This is a genomic window from Flavobacterium sp. 9R (genome assembly GCF_902506345.1).
GTDB lineage: Bacteria > Bacteroidota > Bacteroidia > Flavobacteriales > Flavobacteriaceae > Flavobacterium.
In genome coordinates this window covers 3,067,732-3,090,111 of sequence record NZ_LR733413.1, presented here as the reverse complement: position 1 = coordinate 3,090,111, position 22,380 = coordinate 3,067,732, and the positions used below count along the sequence as shown (strand labels likewise).

Below are 22,380 nucleotides of genomic sequence, written 5' to 3'. Positions count from 1 at the left end.
ACAAAATAATACTATTTCATTCTGATTCTAGCTTTTTGAAAGAAAAATCAAAACTAAAAAGCTAAATTTGTAGTCAATAAATTGAATAATATCATGTTAGGATTAAAATTAGCTACTGACCCACGATGGGTTAATATCGTAGAATCAAATATTGAAGAGATTCTTACCGATCATGCTTGGTGCGAACAAAAAGCGGCTTCAAATGCCATATATATTATCATCAATAATTCAGAAAAAGAAGAATTAGTGACAGAAATGACCAGAATTGCTTTAGAAGAAATGGAACATTTTCAAATGGTTCACAACATTATTAAAGAAAAAGGGCTAACCTTAGGAAGAGAAAGAAAAGATAATTACGTGAATGATTTGGTCAAATTTGCTAAAAAAGACGGAAGCAGAAATGACGCCTTAGTAGAAAGATTATTGTTTGCAGCTATGATTGAAGCCAGAAGTTGTGAACGCTTTAGAGTACTTTCACAAAACATAAAAGACCCAGAACTTGCAAAATTCTATTACGATTTAATGGTAAGTGAGGCGGGGCATTATACAACATTTTTGAAGTTTGCCAGACAATATACAGAAAAAACAGATGTAGACAAACGTTGGCAAGAATGGATAGATTTTGAAAGTTCCATTATTGGAAATTATGGAAAATCAGAAACTGTACACGGATAAATAACATACACTTTACTTAAAATGGCGATAGATAAAAAAAACATCTTCTTAAAAACAGTAAAATATTTAGGAATAGCATTCGGTAGTATTTTGGTTGTAATGTTCCTTACACCCATTATTTTTTCTGATACAATAAAAGAAGAAGTAAAAAAATATGCCAATACCAAACTAGAAGGAGAACTTAATTACGGAGACGCTAATCTATCGTTTTTTAAACATTTCCCATCATTGACGTTGACTTTAAACGATGTCAATTTAAATGGTTCCATCCCTTTTGAAAAAGAAAAATTTGTATCTGCCAAAGAAATTGCTTTTGGTATCGATGTATCGAGTTTAGTTTTTGGTAAAGCCATAGATATTGACCAAATTATTGTAACCGAAGGAAACATCAATGTAAAGGTTGACAAAAATGGTCAAGCCAATTACAATGTGTACAAAGGAAGCGAGGAAACCCCTAAAGAAAATGAAGAAGAAAGCAGTACCGCTTTACAACTTGAAAAAATCGAAATCGTAAACAGTAAAGTAGTTTATGACGACCAATCAACGGCGATTCATCTTGACTTATTTGACTTTAATTACACCGGAAAAGGAGATTTAACATCAGATGTTTTTGATTTATATTCTAACATTAACATTTCCAAAATGAACTTCATCTACGAAAACGAACCGTATTTGATGAATAAAAAAGTAGAAGGTGATTTAATTACGAAGGTTAATGTAAACTCTTTGTCTTTTGTTTTTGAAGAAAACAATCTGAACATAAACAAATTATTAGTGGATTTCAAAGGCAAATTTGATTTCCTAAAAGACGGATATAATATTGATTTTAACATTAAATCGAAAGATAGCGAACTCTATGATTTGATAAATGCTTTTCCACCTAAATTCATCACTTGGCTAGAGAAAACAGAAATCAAAGGAAAAACCGACCTGCTTTTAACCCTAAAAGGAAAATACATTGCTTCTCAAAAAATAGCACCTGACTTACATTTAGATTTAAAAATAAAAGACGGTTTTGTCAATTACAATAAAAGTAAATTTCCTGTTTCTAATCTAAATTTAGATTTTAGCGCAAAATTACAATCTCTTGACCCAAATCAATTACTATTGGATGTAAATGGTATTTCTTTAAATATTGAAAAAGAATATTTAAAAGCAAAATGGCATTCCAAAGGTGTTGAAAATATTGAACTGAATGGAGAATTGTTCAGCTTTATTGATTTAGAAAAACTAAATAATGCATTAGGGATTCCAAATCTAACCGTAAAAGGGCTTTTGACTGGAAAAGGAACAATGAATGGAACGTATAATGCAAAAACCAACAGTTTTCCTATAGCTGATATTACTATTGATCTTAAAAATGGTTTTATTCAAACGGAATATTATCCAAATCCAATCACCAACATCAATTGCAATGCTACCATAAAAAATAAAAAAGGTTCTATCGATGATTTAAAAGTTAGGCTACAACCCGCAAGTTTTACTTTTGAACAAGAAGCCTTTACAGTTGAAGCGAACTTAGAAAATTTCAAAGATTTGACTTACGATGTAAAGGCAAAAGGTGTTTTAAACATCAGCAAAATATACAAAGTCTTTTCTCAAAAAGGATTAGATGTTGATGGCTACATCAAAACTGACTTGGCTCTTAAAGGAAAACAAAGTGATGCTGAAAAAGGCAACTATAACAAATTGAATAATAAAGGAACACTAGAAGTTAGAAATATAGCGATAGCATCATCATATCTTCCAAAAAAGCTTTTAATCAAAGAAGGCATTTTTAAATTCAATCAAGACAAAATGTCTTTCAACACTTTTTTGGCTAGTTACAGTGAATCTGATTTCAAATTGAATGGTTATCTAAAAAATGTTTTCAATTTTTTAAGTCCAAGAAAAGGAACACTAAAAGGTGCTTTTACCTTACAGTCAAAATATATTAATGCGGATGAGTTTATGAACTCAGTAGAAACCAATACTGCGGCTACAAATTCTACCAAAGAAACTCCTAATAAAACAACAACTAGTACAGGAGTTATAATTATCCCAAAAAATCTTGATCTACAATTCAAAGCCATTGCTCAAAAAGTAGATTTTCAAGAATTACATCTTACTAAAGCTAATGGTAATCTGAAAATGAAAAACGGTAAATTATACCTTCAAAACACTAATTTCAACCTGATTGGATGTCAAGTTGGAATGAACGCTTTATACGAAAGCTTAACAAGTAAAAAAGCTTTGTTTGAATACCAAATCAAGGCTACAGACTTTGATATAAAAAGAGCCTATAAAGAAGTTAAAATTTTCCGTGAGATGGCAAGCGCTGCTGAAAAAGCCCAAGGAATAGTTTCTTTAGATTACAAACTTAAAGGCCGTTTAAACGCAAGTATGGAACCCGTTTTCCCATCTTTAGTAGGAAATGGAGTTTTATCTATCAAAGACATTAAACTCTATGGAATGAAAATGTTCAATGTGGTTGGAAGCCAAACCAATCACGATAAAATGAAGAATCCTGAACTATCTAAAGTTGACATTAAAAGTTCGATTAAAAATAACATAATGACCATTGAACGTTTCAAATTCAAATTCGCAGGTTTTAGACCAAGAATAGAAGGAACTACAAGTTTGGATGGTCGACTAAATTTAAAAATGAGATTAGGATTACCTCCTTTTGGTCTTTTTGGAATACCAATAACCGTTACTGGTAATAAAGATAATCCAAAAATTAAAGTTGGAAGAGAAACACAAGATTTAGAAGAAACAGAAGATAAGGAAACTGAATAAACAATTCAAAATAAAAGCCAATAGTACTTATTGGCTTTTATATTTTATGTGATTATCTAAGACATTACACTTTCCCCTCATTTATAAAATAATCACAAATTGTATTAATTTGACAAGACTTACAATTCGGAATGGGTCTACAAATCAATCTCCCATGAAAAGAAATAGCCATACCAATTTCTAACCAAGTCGAAGAATCTAATTTCGAAAGTAACTGTTGTTCCATTTTATCCGCATCTTTAAAATCAGGTACAATACCCAATCTTGGAGCAACCCTCAAGACATGCAAATCAACCATAATGCCATTAGGATTATACCCTAATTCCTTTAGAATTACATGAGCTGATTTCCTACCAATCCCCCTATATCGAGTAAAACCCAATATTGTTGTTGGCAATTCTTTATCATCAAATTGTTTTGCTAAATCAATAATCCAATTTGCTTTATTCTTAAAATTAGTAATAGAATCCAAAAGTGGATACAAATCGGAAGCATTAATAGACATTAAAGAGAACCAATTAGGATACTTTTCAAAAAAAGGAATAGTTAATCGATTAACGTTTTCATCAGAATCTTGAGCAGCAAGAATAACCATAACAATAAGTTGGTAGCTATTCTTATAATGCAGAGGATGTGTTTTCCCTTTATAACTGAATATTAATGGTTCTAACAAAATAGACCAATTACGATCGTCAAATAAATCCATAAACACATTCTTTAAGTCAATGATAAAAAACATTAGTAAGATAAACTAAAATCCTTTACCTCCATTATTTTCATTAAAATAGTTTACTGTTTTAAAAAAAAGGGCAAAAAAAAACCCTTCATTTTAGATGAAGGGTTTTTTAATAAAGAAAGGCGGCGACATACTCTCCCACAAATTGCAGTACCATCTGCGCAGGCGGGCTTAACTTCTCTGTTCGGAATGGGAAGAGGTGAGCCCCGCCGCAATAACCACCTTAAGGTCGTTCTTATTTCTTTGTTTCGATTTGCATCGAAACGGCTGTCAATTCAATATGTCTAGGAACGTATTCTTCTTTGTTTTTCCGCCTTTCGTTGTTTCTCAAAGCGGGTGCAAAAGTAGTAATTCTTTTTTTAACTGGCAAGAAAATTTGAAACTTTTTTTGAAAATTTTTATCTCAATTTAAATCTCATTCTCTTATCAATTTTTCAAGGAACTTTCCGTATTTTACGGGGTGCAAAGGTAAGCAACGTTTTTATTTCTCACAAGCTTTTTTTGATATTTTTTTTTCAGAAAACTAATCCCGAATATCTCAATAACCTGCCAGTATTTAAATGAACGTCTGCGTTGTTGCGGGTGCAAAAGTAGCACCTTTTTTCGTTTAAACAAGCCTTTTGCAAACCTTTTTTTGATTTATTTTTTAATGTACTAATAACGTGAAGTTTAAAATCTACTTTTTTGATAATTTCTATAAAAGTGATTTGATATGTTGGCAATTTTGTAAAATTGAAGCCCAAAAACAGATACATAATGACAGATAAGCAATAAATGCGTTAGGGATAGTAGTGAAAAGCCCACAGACTAGTGTAGTGCTAACGAAACTAGTCGAGGACTTGTAACGTATAGCCCGGCTCCTTATATATAGTAGAACCAATATCTAATAAAACCAAAAACTCCTATATATTAAGGAGAATGCCAAAAATCAATCGTAACGAATAGCTCGAACAGGTGATATACGAGTTATTATGTAGGAAGGAATTAGTAAAACCAGAAAACAAACCAAAACAGTCATTAGATTTAATACTACGATATATACTAAATTAAAATAGACTGGCGCTTCATTAACATAATAGTTCTCTGGGTTTAATTTGATAATACCAAAATAATATTGAAACAATAAAATAGCTATCCCGATAAGATTCCCCCAAAACAAACCTCTTGCAACTAAATAGAAAGCATTGTAAAGGAATATTTTTCGAATGGACCAATTATCCGCTCCTAAAGCCTTTAATATCCCTATCATTTGAGTACGTTCAAGTATAAGCACTAATAACGCGACCACCATATTAATAGTAGCCACCAGAATCATAACAACAAGTATTACGATAATATTTATATCAAACAACTTTAACCATTCAAAAATGTAACTAAACTTTTCTACAATAGTTTTGCTATCTAAAACAGACGAAGTCTCTTCATAAACTTTCTCTCCTATTTGTTCTATAGCACTAAAATCATTCACAAAAACTTCAAAAGCGCCAACTTGATCTTTATTCCATTTATTTAGTTTTTGAACATGTCGGATATCACCCAAGATGTAAGAGGAGTCAAATTCTTGAAAACCTGAATTGAATATCCCTACAATTTTTAAATTCCGAATAGAATAACCGCTGGGCTTCATAAAATAAGTATGAAAGGAATCCCCTAATTTCAACTTCAATCTTGAAGCTATAATTGATGAAACAACTACTTCCTGATTGAGTGAAGCCATACAATTCGGCAATCTCCCCTGTGTCAAATATTCTTTTATAAACTTCCAATCATAATCCCTGCCTACGCCTTTAAACATAATGCCTTCAAAAGCAGTTTCTGTTCTAATTATTCCTGCTTTAACAGCGACGGCTTGAATGTGTTCTACTTCAGGAACATTCTTGAAAGTCGGATAAAAAGATTGTCGAATTGAAACTGGAACTAATGTTGCTTCTGATTGATTGCTGTCAAAATTAGATATAACAATATGCCCATTAAATGCAGCAATTTTCTCCCTTATCTTCTGTTGCAGACCTATCCCCGTAGAAACAGAAACCAACATCATAATAATACCTATTGCGATTGCAGCAATGGCAATATTTATAATAGGAGCAGAAATACTACTTTTATAATCCTTTGACGTAATTAATCGTTTGGCGATAAAATATTCTAATTTCAAAAGTGTGTAATAATTAAATTAATTCGAAGTACATCTCTACAATACAATTTTCTTTTTCATTTCCTCTACAATATTATATACCGCAGGACAAATTGGAATGTTTTTCATTGTAATAGCAGTAATCTGTTGGAACTTTTTTCTGTCGGTATGCGGAAATTCCCTGCAAGCTTTGGGACGAACTTCATATATAAAACAAGTGTTGTCATGATCCAAAAAACTACAAGGCAACTTTTGCAAAACATAATCTTGATCTTCATCAATTCGCAAATATTGAGAAATGAATTGTTGTGGTTTAAGCCTAAGATGCTTTGAAATTCTTTCAACATCTGCAGATGTAAACAATGGGCCCGTTGTTTTACAACAATTAGCACAATTTAAACAGTTTGTTTTTTTAAACTCACTATCATGCAGTTCTTGCATTATATAATCTAAATTTTTAGGCGGTTTCTTTTTAAGCTTATCGAAATACTTTTTGTTTTCGTTATTCTTATCTTTGGCAAGCTTATTTATTTCCGATAAATCAGGCTTCAACTGCATGGCTTTTTTGTTATTTCACAAAAGTAAACTTAAATCACTAAATACCGATAAAAAAATGAAAGACCTTTTTGGACAAGCAATATATGATTATCATTTCAAGAACTCACCAGAAAACATATACACAGAAACCTCCATATCAGAAGAAGATGAAATGGATGTTAGCTACTTATTTAGAGAATTCAATGAAATGCCAATAATTGAACAAAAAGCAATTACATTATCAAAAGGAAAAATACTCGATATTGGATGTGGTGCCGGTAGTCATAGCCTAGAATTACAAAATAAATTGCAACAAGATGTAACCGCTATTGATATCTCTAAAAAAGCAATAGTAACATGTATTGCACGCGGAATAAAACAAACTGAAGTCTGCAATATATTAGATTTAAACGAAAACACACAATACGACACAATCCTTTTACTAATGAACGGGACGGGTATTTTTGGCACAATAAACCAAATACCAATCTATTTGAACAAGTTAAATAAAATACTTCTTCCAAACGGACAAATTCTTATAGATTCATCGGACATAATATACATGTTCGACGAAGATGAAGATGGTGGAAAATGGATTCCGGGAACTAATTATTATGGTGAATTAACATTCAAATTAAAATACAAGAACGAAGTAGAAGAAGAGTTTCCGTGGCTTTACTTAGATTACAATACTTTACAAAATGCAGCAATTGCCAATGGATTTAAATGTGAATTAGTCCTTGAAGGAGAACATTATGATTATTTAGCTAAACTAACACTATAAAGAATGGAATCAATAGAAAAACTAAAGTACCCAATTGGACAATTTGAAGCACCATCAAAATATACACGAGAGTATTTAATTGAAAAAATAAGAGAAATTGAGATTTTCCCTGAAACTCTTAACAAAACAATTAGTCAACTAACTGAAGAACAGTTAAACACACCTTATCGCCCAGAAGGATGGACTATACGCCAAGTAGTACATCATTGTGCGGATAGTCATATGAACTGTTTTATAAGAATAAAATGGGCATTAACAGAAAATGAGCCAGTTATAAAATATTACTATGAAGAGTTATGGGGAGAAGGAATTGACAATAAAACAATGCCTATTGAACCAACAATTCAACTTTTAAAGGGTTTACATTTCAGATTATCGTTTTTATTAAATTCCTTAAATGAAGAAGAACTAAACAAAACTTTTATTCATCCAGAACACAACAAAACTTTTTCAATAAAAGAAATAATTGGAATGTATGCTTGGCATTGTAATCATCACTTAGAACATATCATCCAACTAAAAAAGAGGAAAAAATGGTAATCATTTTTTCCTCTTTTTATTAGCTTTGACTCATAAGTTTTAAAGAAAACTCGTAATATACTCTAACAGGTTTACCATTATGCTCTCCTGGTTTCCACTGAGGGCATTTGGCCATAACCTTTTTGATTTCACTTGAGGCTGTAGTATCAAGGTTTTTTAATACTTTGACGCTTGAAACAACACCATCAACTTCTATTACAAATCCGACTTTCAAAATACCAGTTGGACCATCGTAATCAGGTAATGAAAAATTTTTTGCAACAAAATCCATAAAATTAGTATAAGACCCCGGAAATTCAGGCCTCACTTCAACCGTATTATACTCTACAATGTCGTCATTAGCAATACTAAGACTCTGAGATTTAGCACTATATAAAACAAAAAAACAAGCTGCAAAAAATAAAATTCTTTTCATAAATATATAGATTACATTAAATAAAAAAATATTAAGTCATAAATAACATAATTGTAAATATATCTAAAAAGAGCTTAAAAAAAACGATTACCGCAAAAAAACACTTGCTTTTTTTTACACATCATAATTGACATATTCTACATACTTGATATTTAAACAATTAAACAATTCCACAAAAGAATCTTCTTACTTAACAAAACTGTGAAAAACAAAAAAAGGCCAAAAGGCCTTTGTAAAACAACTTATTCCATAACAAATAGCTAAGGTATATTCAGATATTTATGTGTCTGCAATGAAACTCTCCACTTAGGATTATTCATAACGTAATCAACAATCAAAGGGGTCATCTCTTCTTTTTTGCTCCATTCAGGTTGAAGAAACAACAAAGCACTATCATTTACTTTTGAAGCTTGTTCTTCTGCAAAAACAAAGTCATGTTTATTATAGATTATAACCTTTAACTCATCAGCATTATCATAAACCGTTTGAGTGGGTAATTTATTTTTTTTAGGAGAAAGACAAATCCAATCCCAAGAACCAGATAGCGGATAAGCACCAGAAGTTTCAATATGCAATTTTAATCCACGCTCCCTCAATTTAGAGGTCAACAGCGTCATATCCCAAGTCAAAGGCTCTCCACCAGTAACAACGACAGTATCTGCATATTTAACCGCATTCTCAACAATTTTATCAACACTAGTCGGTGGATGTAATTCTGCATTCCAGCTCTCTTTAACATCACACCAATGGCAACCAACATCACATCCGCCTATACGAACAAAGTAAGCAGCTGTTCCTGTATGAGAACCCTCGCCTTGTATTGTATAGAACTCTTCCATTAAAGGCAACATAGCCCCTTTATTAACTTCCAATTGTATTTCTTTTGACAACATCTATTTACATTAAAAGTGCAAAGATACTACTTTAACTACTATGCTAGGCAAAAGAAAACTAGTTGATATAAAAACAAAAAAAACGACAACCCAAAGATTGTCGTTTTAAAATATTAAATAGTACTTCTTATTTTAATGTAGCTAAAGATTTTGTAGCATAATCATTAGTAGGGTCGATTGCTAAAGTCTTATTAAAATATTCAATCGCTTTAGCTTTATCCTTATTAGCATAACTAGCTGCTAGATTGTTGTAACTTTCAACAATCTTCGTTTTGTGAGTTGCATTTGCTAATTCACCTTTTTCAGTAAGTTTTGCTAGATAAGATTCATAATTTTTAATGATTAAATCTTCATTCTCTGCCAATCTATTAACTCTTGCTTTGTACAAAAAAGCATCTTGATAAGACGGCGCCGCAACAATAACTTTATCTAAAGCAGCATCAGCATTTTTAAGATCATTTAAATCAGCTTTAACATCTTTTTTACTGTTTGCGTAAAATAGTGATAATGCATAATAAATGTTATCATCTACAAAGTTTTTATCTTCAGTGTTTTTAGTCCCTAATTCAAAAACAGGAGCTGCTTCTTTATAGAATTTTTTAGAAAATAATTTTTTTCCAATATCATTCAAATCCTCAGTTGCTAATGGTTCTAACTCCAAAGCTTTCTTCAAATCTCCCAATCCAGAAGAATAAAGAGCTGCATCCATTGTAAGTCCATCAGCAGCAATAGCTTTTTTAAACTTAATTTCAGCTAAATAGATATAATCCTTAGCAATAACTTTACTATTTGGATTAGAAATAAAACTTTCTAATGATTTCAATGCAACATCAACATTTCCATTCTCAAATGCAGAATATGCCAAGTAACGATATATTCTTGGATTAACTTTATCCAACTCAATCATTTTATTAGCTTCTTTTTCAAGCTCAGGCCAGTTTTTTAACAAAACTAAGAAGTCAGCTCTTCTCATTCTTGATGCCAAAGAATAATCTGTCATTGACATATACTTATCATAATTAGAAATAGCTAATTGCATGTTCTCAGAAGCTTTTGAAGGCTTATTTCTACCCCATTTATAATAGGTTTCCGCTAACTCTCTGTAAACAGGTCCATAATTAGGATTAATAGCAATTACTTCATTAAATGAATTAATCGCTAAATCATAAGATTTAGCACCTTTTAACAAAACACCTAACTGCATCTTTGCTCTCAACATAGTAGGATCAATCTGAAATGCACTTCTATATGAAGAATACGCTTCATTTTGTTTGTTTTCTAAATAATAAGCATCACCCAAAGCCAACAACAAATCAGCATTTTGTGGACTATCAATTTTGGCTCTTTCAAGTATTGTTATGGCATTCTTGTAATCAGGTTTAGAGACATTCATGTAAGCACGTGCAATGTACGTAGGCACAGTAGCGTCTTTTCGTTTAGCGTCTTTAATTGCAATATCAAAATTACTTTGAGCAGCAGTTTGATTTTTTGCTTCTAAATCCAATTGCCCTAAACCAATGTAGTTTAGTTTTGCACCATCAGAACCAGTAATTCCCTTTTGATAAAATATTTTTGCAGAATCCAATTCCTTTTGAGACATGTAAACATTCCCAAGTAAAAAAGATGCTGTACCATTTGAAGGTTTAGCTTGCAAAAGAGATTTCAATATCGTTTTGGCCTTTTCAAACTGTTCTGCATCAATTGCTTTTTTTGCTTGATCTATATCTTGTGCATTTACAAGAGTAAAAGAAGCAAAAAATGCAACACTAAAAAATTTTAATTTATTCATCTTCTTTTCTATTAATTTATATTTATTCTTTTGCATTCTCAATTTCATTTCTAATGTTTAATTTTCTTCCAGGTACTCTAACAGGAAGTAATCCTGATTTTAGTACTATTCGTTGTCCAACATCACCAGCTATAAAAGAGGCAAAGCCCATTCCTAGTCCTGAATAACCTTGACAATTAACAATAAACAAATCCCGTGCCAAGGGATATGTACCTTCGGCTATATTATTTTGTGTAGGACTAATAAAAGAACTTCCATTAAGTGTTTTCACACTCAAAACATTGATATTCTCAAGATATGGCAACATTTTTGAAGAAGGTTCAGATATCCAATTCATCCCAATGACACCAATCATTCCATTATTTTCAGAAACAAACTTAATTACTTCTTCATTTGATTTAAAGGAATACACTCCATTTTCTGGAAGCACATCAACATTTGCTAACTTCTTAATATAACTAACCGTACTGGAATTAGGATTATCAAAAACCAAACCTTTAATCGTATTACTAGAATTCCCTTTCATAAACTCTATAACGTCTTTTAAGGCCAATAAAGTATCATTAGAAGTTTTATTTCTAACCAATGCAATTGCGTCAATCGCAAAATTAGTGATTTTAGGTATAATCTTTTTTTGAGAAAAGTTAATTTTTTCTTTTTCCGATAAATTTCTAGTTAAAACAGCAACACCTGTCTTACCATTAAACAAATCGTTTAACGTTTCTGCTTCTGACTTAGGCACTAACTTAATAGTCGCATCATATTTATTTTGAAAAACGTCTGCTTGAGCTTGTAGTAAAGGCAAAACAGTTTCATCAACCGTAATTGCAACATTTCCTTTCAAAACAGTCTCTTCTTTTTTATCATACTTACATGAGCCTAATACAAGAAAACCTAAAAAAACTAACAATAAATTAATTCTTCTCATAACAACTATTTATTAGAATTATAAAATCTAAGAAAACGTATAAAAGCATAAACTACCAATAAAACTCCTAAAGCAACTCTATACTTAAATTCCATTTGTAACGGGAATTCTTTCCAGAATATTACTGCTAAGCCAAGTACCAAATAGACTAAAAAAAACAATAAGCCTATAACGAGAAGAAATCGCTCTTTAGGCGATTTCTTCTTCATATTATCAACTAAATTTGCAATCATTACTCGGCTGATTGAATAGTAATTGGAAGAGAGTACAATACCCTAACTTTTTTACCATTTTGCTCACCAGGAATCCATTTTGGACATTTATTCAAAACTCTAATTGCTTCTTTTCCTGTTCCATATCCAATATCTCTTAATACTTTGATATCAGTTAATGAACCATCTTTCTCAACAACAAAAGTCACATAAACTTTTCCTTTCAAACCTTCTTCTTCTGGAGCTTGGTAATTGTTTCCTACGAATTTGTAGAATTTTTCCATACCTCCTGGGAATTCTGGTTTTTGCTCAATACCAGCTGTATTATAAACCGTGTTATCTTCTTCAACAACAGCAGCTGTACCAGTACCAACTGGCTCATCAACTGTTAAAATTGCATCCGGATCACCTTTAATAGTTTCAGCACCAATGTTCTTGTCTTTGATTTGTTTAACCTCAACAATTTCTTCTACTACTTCTTCTGCTTTCGCCACAACTGGCTTAACAAATTTCACTTGATCCACTTTTGGTTTTGGTGGAGGTGGTGGTGGAAGATCTGGTTTTTTCTCTTCTTGTTTTTTAGGTGGTAATTTTACCGCTGTGATTTTCACATCAAGATTTTCATCATCATCAGAAGAGTTTGGCAATAAACTTGCAATAAGAGGTGCACTAACCGCTAAACTGAAAACGATAGCACCCATAATAAGTGCTCTCATTGAAGTCTTACGATTAGATTTTCTTAACTCATAAGCTCCATACAATTTATTACGTCCTTCAAAAACGATATCAAGCCATTGATTTTTTAATATATCTAATTTCATTTTTCTTAATTATTAGGTTATAGGCAAAGTAGCTATACTATTTTGCCGCTAACAATTTTTGTTCCTCTGGCGAAAACTCGTTTACTATAGCATAAGTAGGAACATCTACTATAGCCATCTCATCCAATATATCTACCAAGTTGCGGTATGTTGCTTTTTTACTTGGTTTAATAATTACAATAATTCCGTTCTTTGGTTTCCCTTTAGATGCAGAATATTCTAATACTGATTGTCTTCTAGATAATAATTCTTTTCGAATACCATCTTTTCCATAAGCAAAATCTTTAGGAGCAGCAAGTGGAGCACTAATCATACCCATATAGGATACTAACTTTCCGTTCTCACCAAGCAGAATAGTCATAGTACGATTTTCATCAACTTTAATATCCTTATTATCTTCTGGTTTATCTGCTTTATCTGGCAACCCCAAATTCATAGATTGAGGTTTTGATAGCGTTGTGGTCAACATAAAGAAGGTAATCAATAAGAAGGCCAAATCCACCATAGCAGTTAAATCTACTTTTGAATTTTGTTTTTTACTTCTTACTTTTCCACCACCTTTTTTGCCTCCACCGCCACCGGTATTTAATTCAGCCATTATAGTGTGTCTTTATTAATTAAAAATTCTTTCCTCTTAAACCAGTAACCAAACTAAAGTTGTTGATTTTTTGATCTTGCAAAATATCCATTACTTGTTTAATTGTAGCATATTCTTCTTTAGCATCTCCTTTGATTGCTATTTCCAATTCTTTGTCATTAATATCAATATTAGCACGTCTTGCATTTAAAAGCCATTCTTTCAATTGATTGTCTAAAGAATCTTTTGGAATACCTGGTTGACCTGCTTTAGCTCTATCTGACGCCTTCATATCCAAAATTTGTTTTAAATTTTGAAGTGGCACACCAAAACTTTCCATCAAAGCAAATTTGTTTGTATCGTCATCAGAAAATTCCATTTCGTACTTTTGCCCCATTAATTCTAGGGTTTTCTTACGAACTTCTCTTCCTTTTAAGTCAAAAAACACTTTTCCTTTACCAATTGTGATTGTAGCCAAGTTATCTGTAGGCAATTTAGTTTGCACTGTAGATTGTGGCGTATCCACTGGTAAAACTTCAGGAGCTTTAGCTGTAGCAGTCAAAATAAAGAACGTTAGCAAAAGGAAAGCAACATCACACATCGCGGTCATATCAATCGATGTGGATTTTTTTCCTCCTTTAGTATTTAATTCTGCCATTTTCTTTGTTTTATTTTAAATTAAACCTAGAGTTTTAATTCTATAACTCTAATTTAATATTAATTATTGTTTTAAGCTACCTCTAAATTTTCTGTAAGTGTTAACGATAGTAGTACCAGCCTCATCGATAGAGTAAGTTAAATCGTCAATTTTAGAAGTAAAGAAGTTGTAAGAGATAATTGCTAATACAGAAGTAGAGATACCTGTAGCTGTATTGATAAGTGCCTCAGAGATACCATTTGCAAGAGCAGCTTGGTCAGGAGTACCTGCAGTTGCTAACGCACCAAACGCTTTAATCATACCTGTTACTGTTCCTAACAAACCAGCAAGAGTTCCTAAAGATACTAATGAAGAAATGATAGTCATATTTTTCTCTAACATTGGCATTTCTAATGAAGTAGCCTCTTCGATTTCTTTGTGGATAGTTTCAGAAGCTTCTTCACTATTGAATCCTTCTTTTTTAACATCTTGGTATTTTACCAAAGCAGATTTAATAGCATTAGCTACAGAACCTTGTTGTTTATCACAAGCTACGATAGCTTCATCAATTTTTCCTTCTTTAATATCACCTTGTACTTTTTTCATAAAAGTATCTAAGTTACCTTTTCCAGCAGCTTTAGTGATTACCATGTATCTTTCGAAAGAAAATACAATCACCATTAATAATAATCCCATCAAAACTGGTACGATAGGACCTCCTTTATAAACCATTGCTAAGTAATTTCCTGGTAGTGGGTGGCCTGTATTTACTCCTCCTTCAAAGTTAGCACCGTCTCCCATAATAAAAGTCCATACTAACCATCCTACAAAAACACATGATGCGATAATAATTCCTGAAACCATTCCTCCTCCATTTGAAGTGCTTTCTTTTTTTGCTTTAACGTTTGCCATTTTTTTTAATTTTAAAAATTTTAAATAATTTATTTTTTGTTATAATAAAACTTGTAGAAAGGCAAATTTATATGTTTAGTTTAAATAAAAAAATTTTTTTGAGGCTAAAATTCTTAGTTCTGATTTGAAAAACAAAACCACATTAACCTATTTTAATATAATTCTCAGTAAAACAATAATTTTAACATTTTATTCTCTAAAATGTATTAAAATTTAAAACCAAACATACGAATCTATCAACATTAAAAAAGCGTTAAAAAAAACAGGATTCCTACAAATTTATGACAAAAGCCCATACTATCCTTAAAAAACTTAATTGATGGTTTTCAAAAAAAAACATAACTTGCAAGTATCAAAATAATCAAAAAATGAATCAAAAATCTGATTTTAAAACCACGATATCCGAAGGTTATTCTTCTAAAGGAGAAAGCATTATCTTAGGAGGAGCCATTTTAAATGGAGAAGCAATTGCTGATGCATTTGTAAAAATTCCCTTAAAAACTTTAAATCGTCACGGCTTAATTGCTGGAGCAACCGGAACTGGTAAAACAAAGACGATACAAGTGCTTTCGGAGCAATTATCGTCTAAAGGTATCCCCGTTTTGATGATGGACATCAAAGGTGACTTTAGTGGCATAGCAATGCCTGGAGAAGAAAAGTCTTTCATAACAGAACGTCATCAAAAAATAAACATTCCATTTAGCGCCTCAAGTTACCCTGTAGAACTACTTTCGCTGTCTGACCAAAGTGGTGTTCGGCTAAGGGCTACAATATCAGAATTTGGCCCCGTTCTTTTCTCTAGAATACTTGATTTGAATGACACTCAAGCAGGTGTAGTTTCAGTGATTTTTAAATACTGTGATGACAATCAAATGCCGCTTTTGGATTTGAAAGACATCAAAAAAGTCATCAATTACATTACAGAAGAAGGAAAAGAAGAAATTGCCAATGCTTACGGGAAAATTTCAACAGCTACAACTGGAACTATCCTCAGAAAAATTATCGAATTAGAACAACAAGGAGCTGATTTGTTTTTTGGAGAAAAATCATTCGAAATTGATGATTTAATGCGAATTGACGAAACCGGAAAAGGCTACATCAACATCATTCGCCTCAATGACATTCAGGATAAGCCTAAATTATTCTCGACTTTTATGCTCAGTCTTTTGGCGGAAATTTACCAACAGATGCCCGAAAAAGGAGATTCGGAACAACCTGAATTGGTTTTATTCATCGACGAGGCACATTTAATTTTTAATGAAGCCAGTAAAGCGCTTTTAGACCAAATAGAAACTATTGTAAAACTAATTCGTTCAAAAGGAATAGGGATTTACTTTATCACCCAAAACCCAATGGATATTCCAAGTGGCGTTTTGGCACAATTAGGGTTAAAAATTCAACATGCTTTGAGAGCCTTTACCGCCAACGACCGTAAATCCATCAAACAAACCGCCGATAATTATCCTTCAAGCGAATTTTACAATACAGAAGAACTATTAACCAGTTTAGGAATCGGAGAAGCTTTGGTCACTGCTTTGAACGAAAAAGGGATTCCTACTCCACTTGCAGCAACCATAATGCGAGCTCCAACAAGCCGAATGGATGTTTTGACCGAAAGCGAAATACAAGCTATAAATTCTAAATCAAAATTAGTCAAAAAATATAGCGAACTTATTGATAGAGAAAGTGCTTACGAATTGCTTACTCAAAAAATAAATGCAGCACAGGAACAAGCTACACAAGCTTCGACTGAAGCTAAAGAAGAAAAAACCTCTTCAGGACCAAGCACAACTGAAGTAGTCACTAAATCCGTTTTAAAAGTCGTAACAAGCGCCTCCTTCATTCGAGGAGCCTTTGGCATTTTATCGAAATTATTCAAAAAATAGTCTATGAAAGGCGCACTAACTATTGGTTTATTAATTTTGTCGAATATATTTATGACCTTAGCTTGGTATGGACATTTGAAATTTAAGGAACTAAAATGGTTTGAAAACGCAGGACTCATCACCATCGTTTTCATCAGCTGGGGCCTCGCGCTTTTTGAATATTTCTTTCAAGTACCTGCTAATAAAATTGGATATCAAGAAAACGGAGGACCGTTTAGTTTGATGCAATTAAAAGTAATTCAAGAAGTCATAACTTTAATTATTTTTGTTTTGTTCTCTTTACTTTTTTTCAAAAACGAAACCTTTCGATGGAATCATGCTGTTGGCTTTTTATTTCTAGTGCTAGCCGTTTATTTTATCTTTAAAAAGTAAAATATAATTATTAGGGCGTGACCCCATTTACAAAAGGGGGCAACTAGCAATAGTGTTATGCCCCTTTCTGTAAATGTGGTCGGGCTATCCATGCTACTTCGGTAGCTTATTCCTATCCCTCACGCAAAAAAAGAAAACCTATAAAAAATGAAAAAATACACCTTACAAAAATCCCCTTTTATTGTCCCTACAACAGACGGTAAACTAATCGAAGAACATCACGGCATCCCAACTACTCAAAATAGAGACGTTTCTATCGCGCATATGATTGCGCCTCCTAGATGGAGCGAACCTTTTCAAACCCCAGAGTTTGACGAATACACTTACATCATCAAAGGGAAAAAGCAATTTATAATCGAAGGAGAAACGATAATTCTGGAAGCAGGACAATCGATACATATTCAAAAAAATACGCGTGTTCAATATTCGAATCCATTTGAGGAGCCTTGTGAGTATATCGCTATTTGCACTCCCGCTTTTGATTTTAATAAAGTCCACCGCGAATAACACCAATTTTTACTGAACAATATAAGACATTGAAGGGCATGTAAGTTTGGGTGGAAAATTTTAAATCATTGGAGACCTTGAAGGACATTTAAGAAAAAGAATAAAATTGAAATAATATAGTATCTACCATTTAAATCGGTCTAACATTTATTTTCAAATCGAATAAAACAAAAATCCCAAATCTAGCATCAATTTTTGATTTGGGATTTTTTTATTTTACATTCAATAACTGAATAATTTTTTCTTCTACTTCTGGGCTGTCCCATTTTTGGGCAATATCAGGAAACTGCATAATTTCCTCCATAATTTTATTTTGAAAATCACCAATAGCCAAAGCTTCAGCATAAGGTTGCAAACTAAATGTTACACGGCTGTACAAGGGCATCCATTTTTTAGGATGCTTATCCGAAAACCATTTCTCGATTTTCTTTTGCAGTAAAAATTTTGGGTCGGCAGTTTTGGAGCTCATTTCTTCAAAATTTCGTCTTGAAAGTTCGGCAATTGCATCTGCATTAGGTTTTCTTGACTTTTGATATTCTGAAAAAATAGTTTTCCAATCGTCTCCATATTTCAAAATCATTTCATTTAGCGTGGTAATATCTTCAAAACCAGCATTCATTCCATGACCATAAAAAGGAACTATCGCATGAGCCGAATCTCCAATTAATGCAACTTTATCACTATGCGTCCAAGGAAAACATTTGGTCATCACCAAATAGCTTGTTGGGTTTCTAAAAAAATCTTCGACTAAATCTGGAATTACATCTTTGGTATCTGGGAAGTATTCTGCAAAAAAATCAACTAAAGTCGTTTCGTCTTTTAAATTTTCAAACGAATTTTCACCTTCAAAAGGCATGAACAACGTACAAGTAAAACTTCCATCTAAATTGGCCAAGCCCATCAACATAAAATTACCACGAGGCCAAATGTGCAGTGAGTTTTTATCGATTTTATGAGTACCGTCTTCATTCGCTGGAATATGCAATTCCTTATAGCCAATCTTCATAAACTCTTGAGAATAATCAAATTGAGATTGACGCTGCATACGATGACGTACTCTTGAAAAAGCACCATCGGCTCCAAAAACTATATCATACTTTAATTCCTTCCATTCCCCTTGCTCCGTTTCTCCTTCATAAAGTGAGGCATTCGCTAAAGAAACATCCCAAATTTTTCTATTAAAAAAGAATTCAGCTCCTGCTTCTTCCGCTAAATCAATCATTCTTCTGTTGAGAACTCCTCTGGAAAGCGAAAAGATAGACTCCCCTTCTTTTCCGTAAAATTGTGTGGTAAAAGTTCCATCTTTGAGATGAATCCCTCTTTTATCTACTTGAATACCAATTTTTTTTATCTCTTCTTCAAGACCAATATCCTGAAGTGTTTTCCAACCACGGTTAGACATCACTAAATTAATAGAACGTCCAGAAAACTCAACAGTTCTGATGTCTGGACTTCTGTCGTAGACATGCACTGTGTGCCCTAATTTTTTCAGGTAAATTGCCAATAAAGTTCCAACTAAACCAGAACCTACAACGGCTATTTTTTGAGGTGTTTGCATTAAAAGGGTATAAAAAGTTAAGCAAAATTAGGGATTAATATGGGTATCCCCTTTATAAAAATCTATTTTTTAATGGGATTAAAGATTAATTTTGTTGAAGTTGTAACGATTTCGGCTTTATTCATTTTCATTTTTCTGAATTTGCCTTCGTTATACATTTGCGTTTGGTCGGCATAATGAGCACTCATTGGATTACCAGATTGCCCAGTAGGAATGATACTCCAACTATTTTCCACATCCGAAAAATCGATAACTCTTCTGGTAGAAGGCCCTCCAGTCACTTTATAATTCCCTGAAGCATTCAGACCAAACATCAAATTGTTAATCACTTCGTTAGTTCCCGCAATTTCGAAAGGCCCCACATTGAAAATTGGCTTCAAAGCACTGACCTTACCTAATGGATGTTGGTGTTCTACTGTATGCACTTTGTTCCAAGTCCAAGATGCGACAGTATTCCCTAATTGCTTCTCGAGAGCAGCTATAGCTTCTTTATAAGACTTTTTGAAAATAAAAGCTTGCGTTTCTTCGGTTCCTTTTGTAGTGGTATCATCCCACCAAATTGAGTTAGGATTCGCAATTAGCTTTGTAGCTACTTGTTTCCCGATATGTGTTCCTAAAAACTGCTCGAATTTGTCATTACCTAATTCATCTTCAAAGGTGTTTTTCAAATACAAATAGAGCCATTTGTTGTAAATTGTTGGAGCCACTTGATTGAGATTATTATCGCCCTTCCAATCCTTTAAGATAGTAAAAGCTTGTTTTTGATTTTCTGAAAGTGATTCCGAAGCAATAGAAGCCAACATCACTTTAAGCGTCTCAGTTACTGTTGAAGAAGTATTATCAACTATCATTTGACTTACGGCTTGTTTGTTCCATTTTTGTTTGGCATCTAAAAGCGTTGTAATTCGCTTGGCTCTATCTTCTGGTAAATAATATCCTGGATATAGGAAACCATCAACAGCTTCGGGTTGGTTATTGGCCGAATAAACATAATTCCACGATGGATTTACAGCGGACGGATTTTTAGAAAAATCCAAATACTCAGCAATATCTTCCTTCCCTGATGCCCCATTCAAAATAAAATTAGGATTTACTCCAGGTTGGTGTTTGTATAATTTACCTGTTGCCCACCAAGCCACATTTCCTTTCGCATCACCATACATAACGTTCAATCCTGGAGCTGCTATTAATGCCACACCTTTCTGAAAATCTGATATATTTTGGGCATGAGACAATCGATACACTGCATCTAAAATCTGTATTGGTTGTTGGGTATAAATCCAAGAAAGCGCAATAGGCTGCTTAGTATTCAATCCTTTGATTAAATCATTTACAATAGGGCCGTGACGGCTAATTTTTACTTTCAAATTAACAGCAGAAGAATCTTTAACTTGGATAGTTTTGTTACGGATTTGGTAATTCATAAATCCTTTTGGACTCAAATAGCTATTGACATCATCTGCTTTGTTTTCTTCTTTATACAAATCCAAATCATCATTTTCGAACATCGTTAACCCATAAGCATACTTCCTATTGTGTCCTAAAAGCGGATAAGGTGTTCCTGCTAAATAATACCCATACAATTCAAAATCAGGTGTGACGATGTGGGCTTCATACCAAGTAGCTGGTTGAGAAAATCCAATATGAGGATCGTTGGCAAAAATAACTTTACCGTTCTCTGTTTTTGGCGGCGCAATAACCCAACTGTTACTACCAATAAAAGGTGGAATTGGAGATTGGTCAAGCAATGCAGTTACTGATTTTGCAATTTCCGAATATTCCTTTATTTTTTCTTTTGCATTTTTGATTCTTGTAGTTCCCAAAGAGCCATCTAAACCAAAATCCTTTAAATACTCTGGTCCTAATTGGTCACGAATATCAGTCAATAATGGGTCTGTTTTTTGTGCCATAGCAAAGCTGAATGACATGTATCCAAAAATATTATAGACATCTTTGAGTGTGAATTTTTCTTTTTTAACCCCAACTAAATAAAACTCAATAGGTGTTTTACCTTCTTCCAAATATTGGTTAATTCCATCTAAATATGCCATAGCTAATTGATAATCCTTTCCATTTTTATCCAATTTGGAAATGGCAATTTCAGAAGCTTCTTCGATGCCTAAACCCGCAAAAAACATGTCATTTTGCAACGCAACTGAACCGAAAATCTCTGATAGTCTTCCGGGAGCAATGCGTCGCATCAATTCCATTTGCCATAAACGGTCTTGAGCATGCACATAACCCAAAGCTACCATCGCATCTTTTTGACTGTTAGCATAAATATGAGGCACTCCAAAATCATCAAAAAATACAGTGGTGGTCTTCTCTATATTTTTCAAAGCAAGTTCACCATTATATTTAGGTTTGGTGTAAAAAGCATAGCCAACTATAGCCAATACTAAAACAATTAAAAACAAGAAAATAAATAGGGCAATTTTTTTAACTACTCTCATGGTGTGAATTTTATTATAGGCTATGATTTAATTATGTTATCCTAATTGATTTGAAGTATCAAGAAAGACATTCGCAATTCATTTTTAATAAATTAGAAAAACAAATATAAAGGAATCCTAATGACATTCATCAAAGAAACAAACGAACAAAGGAATCTTTTGTCAAAAAAATCATAAATATATGCAAATTTTGTTTAATAAATATCCAAAATAGATAAACAAAAATTATCTTTGAC

General features: G+C 32.6%; 21 protein-coding genes and 1 rRNA gene. 7 read left to right on the top strand and 15 right to left on the bottom strand.

The window, feature by feature from the left end:
• The first annotated feature begins 93 nt into the window (after nt 1-93).
• Both FLAVO9AF_RS13710 and FLAVO9AF_RS13705 read left to right on the top strand, forming a co-directional pair.
• Nucleotides 94-675 carry a tRNA-(ms[2]io[6]A)-hydroxylase gene (locus FLAVO9AF_RS13710; RefSeq protein ID WP_159689977.1) on the top strand — a complete coding sequence of 194 codons (582 nt, stop codon included), beginning with the start codon at nt 94-96 and terminating at the stop codon, nt 673-675.
• Between the two features lie 21 nt (nt 676-696).
• Complete coding sequence (locus FLAVO9AF_RS13705; protein ID WP_159689975.1) at nt 697-3,453, top strand: AsmA-like C-terminal region-containing protein; 2,757 nt, start codon at nt 697-699, stop codon at nt 3,451-3,453.
• 64 nt (nt 3,454-3,517) lie between these two features.
• On the opposite strand, the gene nth is transcribed toward FLAVO9AF_RS13705, so the two are convergent.
• The 5 genes from nth to FLAVO9AF_RS13685 form a co-directional block, all read right to left on the bottom strand.
• Nucleotides 3,518-4,159 (bottom strand): endonuclease III, encoded by a 642-nt coding sequence (nth, locus tag FLAVO9AF_RS13700; RefSeq protein ID WP_159689972.1) that lies wholly within the window; start codon nt 4,157-4,159, stop codon nt 3,518-3,520.
• A 147-nt stretch (nt 4,160-4,306) separates the two neighbouring features.
• Nucleotides 4,307-4,415, bottom strand: a 5S ribosomal RNA gene (rrf, locus tag FLAVO9AF_RS13695).
• 9 nt (nt 4,416-4,424) lie between these two features.
• The gene (locus tag FLAVO9AF_RS15730) at nt 4,425-4,559 is read right to left on the bottom strand and encodes a hypothetical protein (protein WP_255478105.1); all 135 of its coding nucleotides are present in this window, start codon (nt 4,557-4,559) and stop codon (nt 4,425-4,427) included.
• Between the two features lie 558 nt (nt 4,560-5,117).
• Complete coding sequence (locus FLAVO9AF_RS13690; RefSeq protein WP_159689970.1) at nt 5,118-6,344, bottom strand: ABC transporter permease; 1,227 nt, start codon at nt 6,342-6,344, stop codon at nt 5,118-5,120.
• A gap of 36 nt (nt 6,345-6,380) precedes the next feature.
• Nucleotides 6,381-6,881, bottom strand: coding sequence for a YkgJ family cysteine cluster protein (locus FLAVO9AF_RS13685; RefSeq protein ID WP_370516461.1), 501 nt, complete (start codon nt 6,879-6,881; stop codon nt 6,381-6,383).
• Nucleotides 6,882-6,936: 55 nt separating this feature from the next.
• Here FLAVO9AF_RS13685 and FLAVO9AF_RS13680 point away from each other — a divergent pair, with 55 nt between their 5' ends.
• Together FLAVO9AF_RS13680 and FLAVO9AF_RS13675 are read left to right on the top strand one after the other, a co-directional pair.
• On the top strand, nt 6,937-7,644 hold the full coding sequence (locus FLAVO9AF_RS13680) for a bifunctional 2-polyprenyl-6-hydroxyphenol methylase/3-demethylubiquinol 3-O-methyltransferase UbiG (RefSeq protein WP_159691118.1): 708 nt from the start codon (nt 6,937-6,939) through the stop codon (nt 7,642-7,644).
• Nucleotides 7,645-7,647: 3 nt separating this feature from the next.
• Entirely contained in the window at nt 7,648-8,184 is a 537-nt protein-coding gene (locus tag FLAVO9AF_RS13675; protein ID WP_159689964.1) for a YfiT family bacillithiol transferase, read from the top strand.
• A 19-nt stretch (nt 8,185-8,203) separates the two neighbouring features.
• Here FLAVO9AF_RS13675 and FLAVO9AF_RS13670 read toward each other — a convergent pair whose 3' ends face one another.
• The 8 genes from FLAVO9AF_RS13670 to FLAVO9AF_RS13635 all read right to left on the bottom strand — a co-directional run bounded on the left by FLAVO9AF_RS13670 (nt 8,204) and on the right by FLAVO9AF_RS13635 (nt 15,368).
• Nucleotides 8,204-8,599: an energy transducer TonB gene (locus FLAVO9AF_RS13670; protein ID WP_159689962.1), complete on the bottom strand. Its 396-nt coding sequence runs from the start codon at nt 8,597-8,599 to the stop codon at nt 8,204-8,206.
• A gap of 260 nt (nt 8,600-8,859) precedes the next feature.
• On the bottom strand, nt 8,860-9,492 hold the full coding sequence (locus tag FLAVO9AF_RS13665) for a 7-carboxy-7-deazaguanine synthase QueE (protein ID WP_159689958.1): 633 nt from the start codon (nt 9,490-9,492) through the stop codon (nt 8,860-8,862).
• Nucleotides 9,493-9,619: 127 nt separating this feature from the next.
• Nucleotides 9,620-11,281 (bottom strand): lipopolysaccharide assembly protein LapB, encoded by a 1,662-nt coding sequence (locus FLAVO9AF_RS13660; RefSeq protein ID WP_159691115.1) that lies wholly within the window; start codon nt 11,279-11,281, stop codon nt 9,620-9,622.
• A gap of 22 nt (nt 11,282-11,303) precedes the next feature.
• The gene (locus FLAVO9AF_RS13655; protein WP_159689955.1) at nt 11,304-12,209 is read right to left on the bottom strand and encodes a PstS family phosphate ABC transporter substrate-binding protein; all 906 of its coding nucleotides are present in this window, start codon (nt 12,207-12,209) and stop codon (nt 11,304-11,306) included.
• A 232-nt stretch (nt 12,210-12,441) separates the two neighbouring features.
• Nucleotides 12,442-13,242 (bottom strand): energy transducer TonB, encoded by an 801-nt coding sequence (locus FLAVO9AF_RS13650; protein ID WP_159689952.1) that lies wholly within the window; start codon nt 13,240-13,242, stop codon nt 12,442-12,444.
• 37 nt (nt 13,243-13,279) lie between these two features.
• Entirely contained in the window at nt 13,280-13,840 is a 561-nt protein-coding gene (locus FLAVO9AF_RS13645; RefSeq protein WP_159689949.1) for a biopolymer transporter ExbD, read from the bottom strand.
• Nucleotides 13,841-13,859: 19 nt separating this feature from the next.
• Nucleotides 13,860-14,477 (bottom strand): biopolymer transporter ExbD, encoded by a 618-nt coding sequence (locus FLAVO9AF_RS13640; RefSeq protein ID WP_159689947.1) that lies wholly within the window; start codon nt 14,475-14,477, stop codon nt 13,860-13,862.
• Nucleotides 14,478-14,540: 63 nt separating this feature from the next.
• Nucleotides 14,541-15,368, bottom strand: a complete 828-nt coding sequence (locus FLAVO9AF_RS13635) for a MotA/TolQ/ExbB proton channel family protein (RefSeq protein ID WP_159689944.1) — start codon at nt 15,366-15,368, stop codon at nt 14,541-14,543.
• Nucleotides 15,369-15,736: 368 nt separating this feature from the next.
• On the opposite strand from FLAVO9AF_RS13635, the gene FLAVO9AF_RS13630 reads away from it, so the two are divergent.
• The 3 genes from FLAVO9AF_RS13630 to FLAVO9AF_RS13620 all read left to right on the top strand — a co-directional run bounded on the left by FLAVO9AF_RS13630 (nt 15,737) and on the right by FLAVO9AF_RS13620 (nt 18,133).
• Nucleotides 15,737-17,254: a helicase HerA-like domain-containing protein gene (locus tag FLAVO9AF_RS13630; RefSeq protein WP_159689941.1), complete on the top strand. Its 1,518-nt coding sequence runs from the start codon at nt 15,737-15,739 to the stop codon at nt 17,252-17,254.
• A gap of 3 nt (nt 17,255-17,257) precedes the next feature.
• The gene (locus FLAVO9AF_RS13625) at nt 17,258-17,626 is read left to right on the top strand and encodes a DMT family protein (protein WP_024981977.1); all 369 of its coding nucleotides are present in this window, start codon (nt 17,258-17,260) and stop codon (nt 17,624-17,626) included.
• Between the two features lie 147 nt (nt 17,627-17,773).
• Nucleotides 17,774-18,133: a cupin domain-containing protein gene (locus FLAVO9AF_RS13620; protein WP_159689938.1), complete on the top strand. Its 360-nt coding sequence runs from the start codon at nt 17,774-17,776 to the stop codon at nt 18,131-18,133.
• A gap of 211 nt (nt 18,134-18,344) precedes the next feature.
• On the opposite strand, the gene FLAVO9AF_RS13615 is transcribed toward FLAVO9AF_RS13620, so the two are convergent.
• Both FLAVO9AF_RS13615 and FLAVO9AF_RS13610 read right to left on the bottom strand, forming a co-directional pair.
• Nucleotides 18,345-19,691, bottom strand: a complete 1,347-nt coding sequence (locus FLAVO9AF_RS13615) for an NAD(P)/FAD-dependent oxidoreductase (protein WP_159689935.1) — start codon at nt 19,689-19,691, stop codon at nt 18,345-18,347.
• Nucleotides 19,692-19,753: 62 nt separating this feature from the next.
• Nucleotides 19,754-22,144: a penicillin acylase family protein gene (locus FLAVO9AF_RS13610; RefSeq protein ID WP_159689933.1), complete on the bottom strand. Its 2,391-nt coding sequence runs from the start codon at nt 22,142-22,144 to the stop codon at nt 19,754-19,756.
• Nucleotides 22,145-22,380 lie beyond the last annotated feature (236 nt).

Coding starts and splice junctions, on each gene's coding strand:
- FLAVO9AF_RS13630 (WP_159689941.1), top strand. CDS start 15,737: ATGAATCAAAAATCTGATTTTAAAACCACGATATCCGAAGGTTATTCT.
- FLAVO9AF_RS13665 (WP_159689958.1), bottom strand. CDS start 9,492: ATGTTGTCAAAAGAAATACAATTGGAAGTTAATAAAGGGGCTATGTTG.
- FLAVO9AF_RS13635 (WP_159689944.1), bottom strand. CDS start 15,368: ATGGCAAACGTTAAAGCAAAAAAAGAAAGCACTTCAAATGGAGGAGGA.
- FLAVO9AF_RS13640 (WP_159689947.1), bottom strand. CDS start 14,477: ATGGCAGAATTAAATACTAAAGGAGGAAAAAAATCCACATCGATTGAT.
- FLAVO9AF_RS13680 (WP_159691118.1), top strand. CDS start 6,937: ATGAAAGACCTTTTTGGACAAGCAATATATGATTATCATTTCAAGAAC.
- FLAVO9AF_RS13650 (WP_159689952.1), bottom strand. CDS start 13,242: ATGAAATTAGATATATTAAAAAATCAATGGCTTGATATCGTTTTTGAA.
- FLAVO9AF_RS13615 (WP_159689935.1), bottom strand. CDS start 19,691: ATGCAAACACCTCAAAAAATAGCCGTTGTAGGTTCTGGTTTAGTTGGA.
- FLAVO9AF_RS13670 (WP_159689962.1), bottom strand. CDS start 8,599: ATGAAAAGAATTTTATTTTTTGCAGCTTGTTTTTTTGTTTTATATAGT.
- FLAVO9AF_RS13685 (WP_370516461.1), bottom strand. CDS start 6,881: ATGCAGTTGAAGCCTGATTTATCGGAAATAAATAAGCTTGCCAAAGAT.
- FLAVO9AF_RS13620 (WP_159689938.1), top strand. CDS start 17,774: ATGAAAAAATACACCTTACAAAAATCCCCTTTTATTGTCCCTACAACA.
- FLAVO9AF_RS13610 (WP_159689933.1), bottom strand. CDS start 22,144: ATGAGAGTAGTTAAAAAAATTGCCCTATTTATTTTCTTGTTTTTAATT.
- FLAVO9AF_RS13645 (WP_159689949.1), bottom strand. CDS start 13,840: ATGGCTGAATTAAATACCGGTGGCGGTGGAGGCAAAAAAGGTGGTGGA.
- nth (WP_159689972.1), bottom strand. CDS start 4,159: ATGGATTTATTTGACGATCGTAATTGGTCTATTTTGTTAGAACCATTA.
- FLAVO9AF_RS13710 (WP_159689977.1), top strand. CDS start 94: ATGTTAGGATTAAAATTAGCTACTGACCCACGATGGGTTAATATCGTA.
- FLAVO9AF_RS13660 (WP_159691115.1), bottom strand. CDS start 11,281: ATGAATAAATTAAAATTTTTTAGTGTTGCATTTTTTGCTTCTTTTACT.
- FLAVO9AF_RS13655 (WP_159689955.1), bottom strand. CDS start 12,209: ATGAGAAGAATTAATTTATTGTTAGTTTTTTTAGGTTTTCTTGTATTA.
- FLAVO9AF_RS13705 (WP_159689975.1), top strand. CDS start 697: ATGGCGATAGATAAAAAAAACATCTTCTTAAAAACAGTAAAATATTTA.
- FLAVO9AF_RS13625 (WP_024981977.1), top strand. CDS start 17,258: ATGAAAGGCGCACTAACTATTGGTTTATTAATTTTGTCGAATATATTT.
- FLAVO9AF_RS13675 (WP_159689964.1), top strand. CDS start 7,648: ATGGAATCAATAGAAAAACTAAAGTACCCAATTGGACAATTTGAAGCA.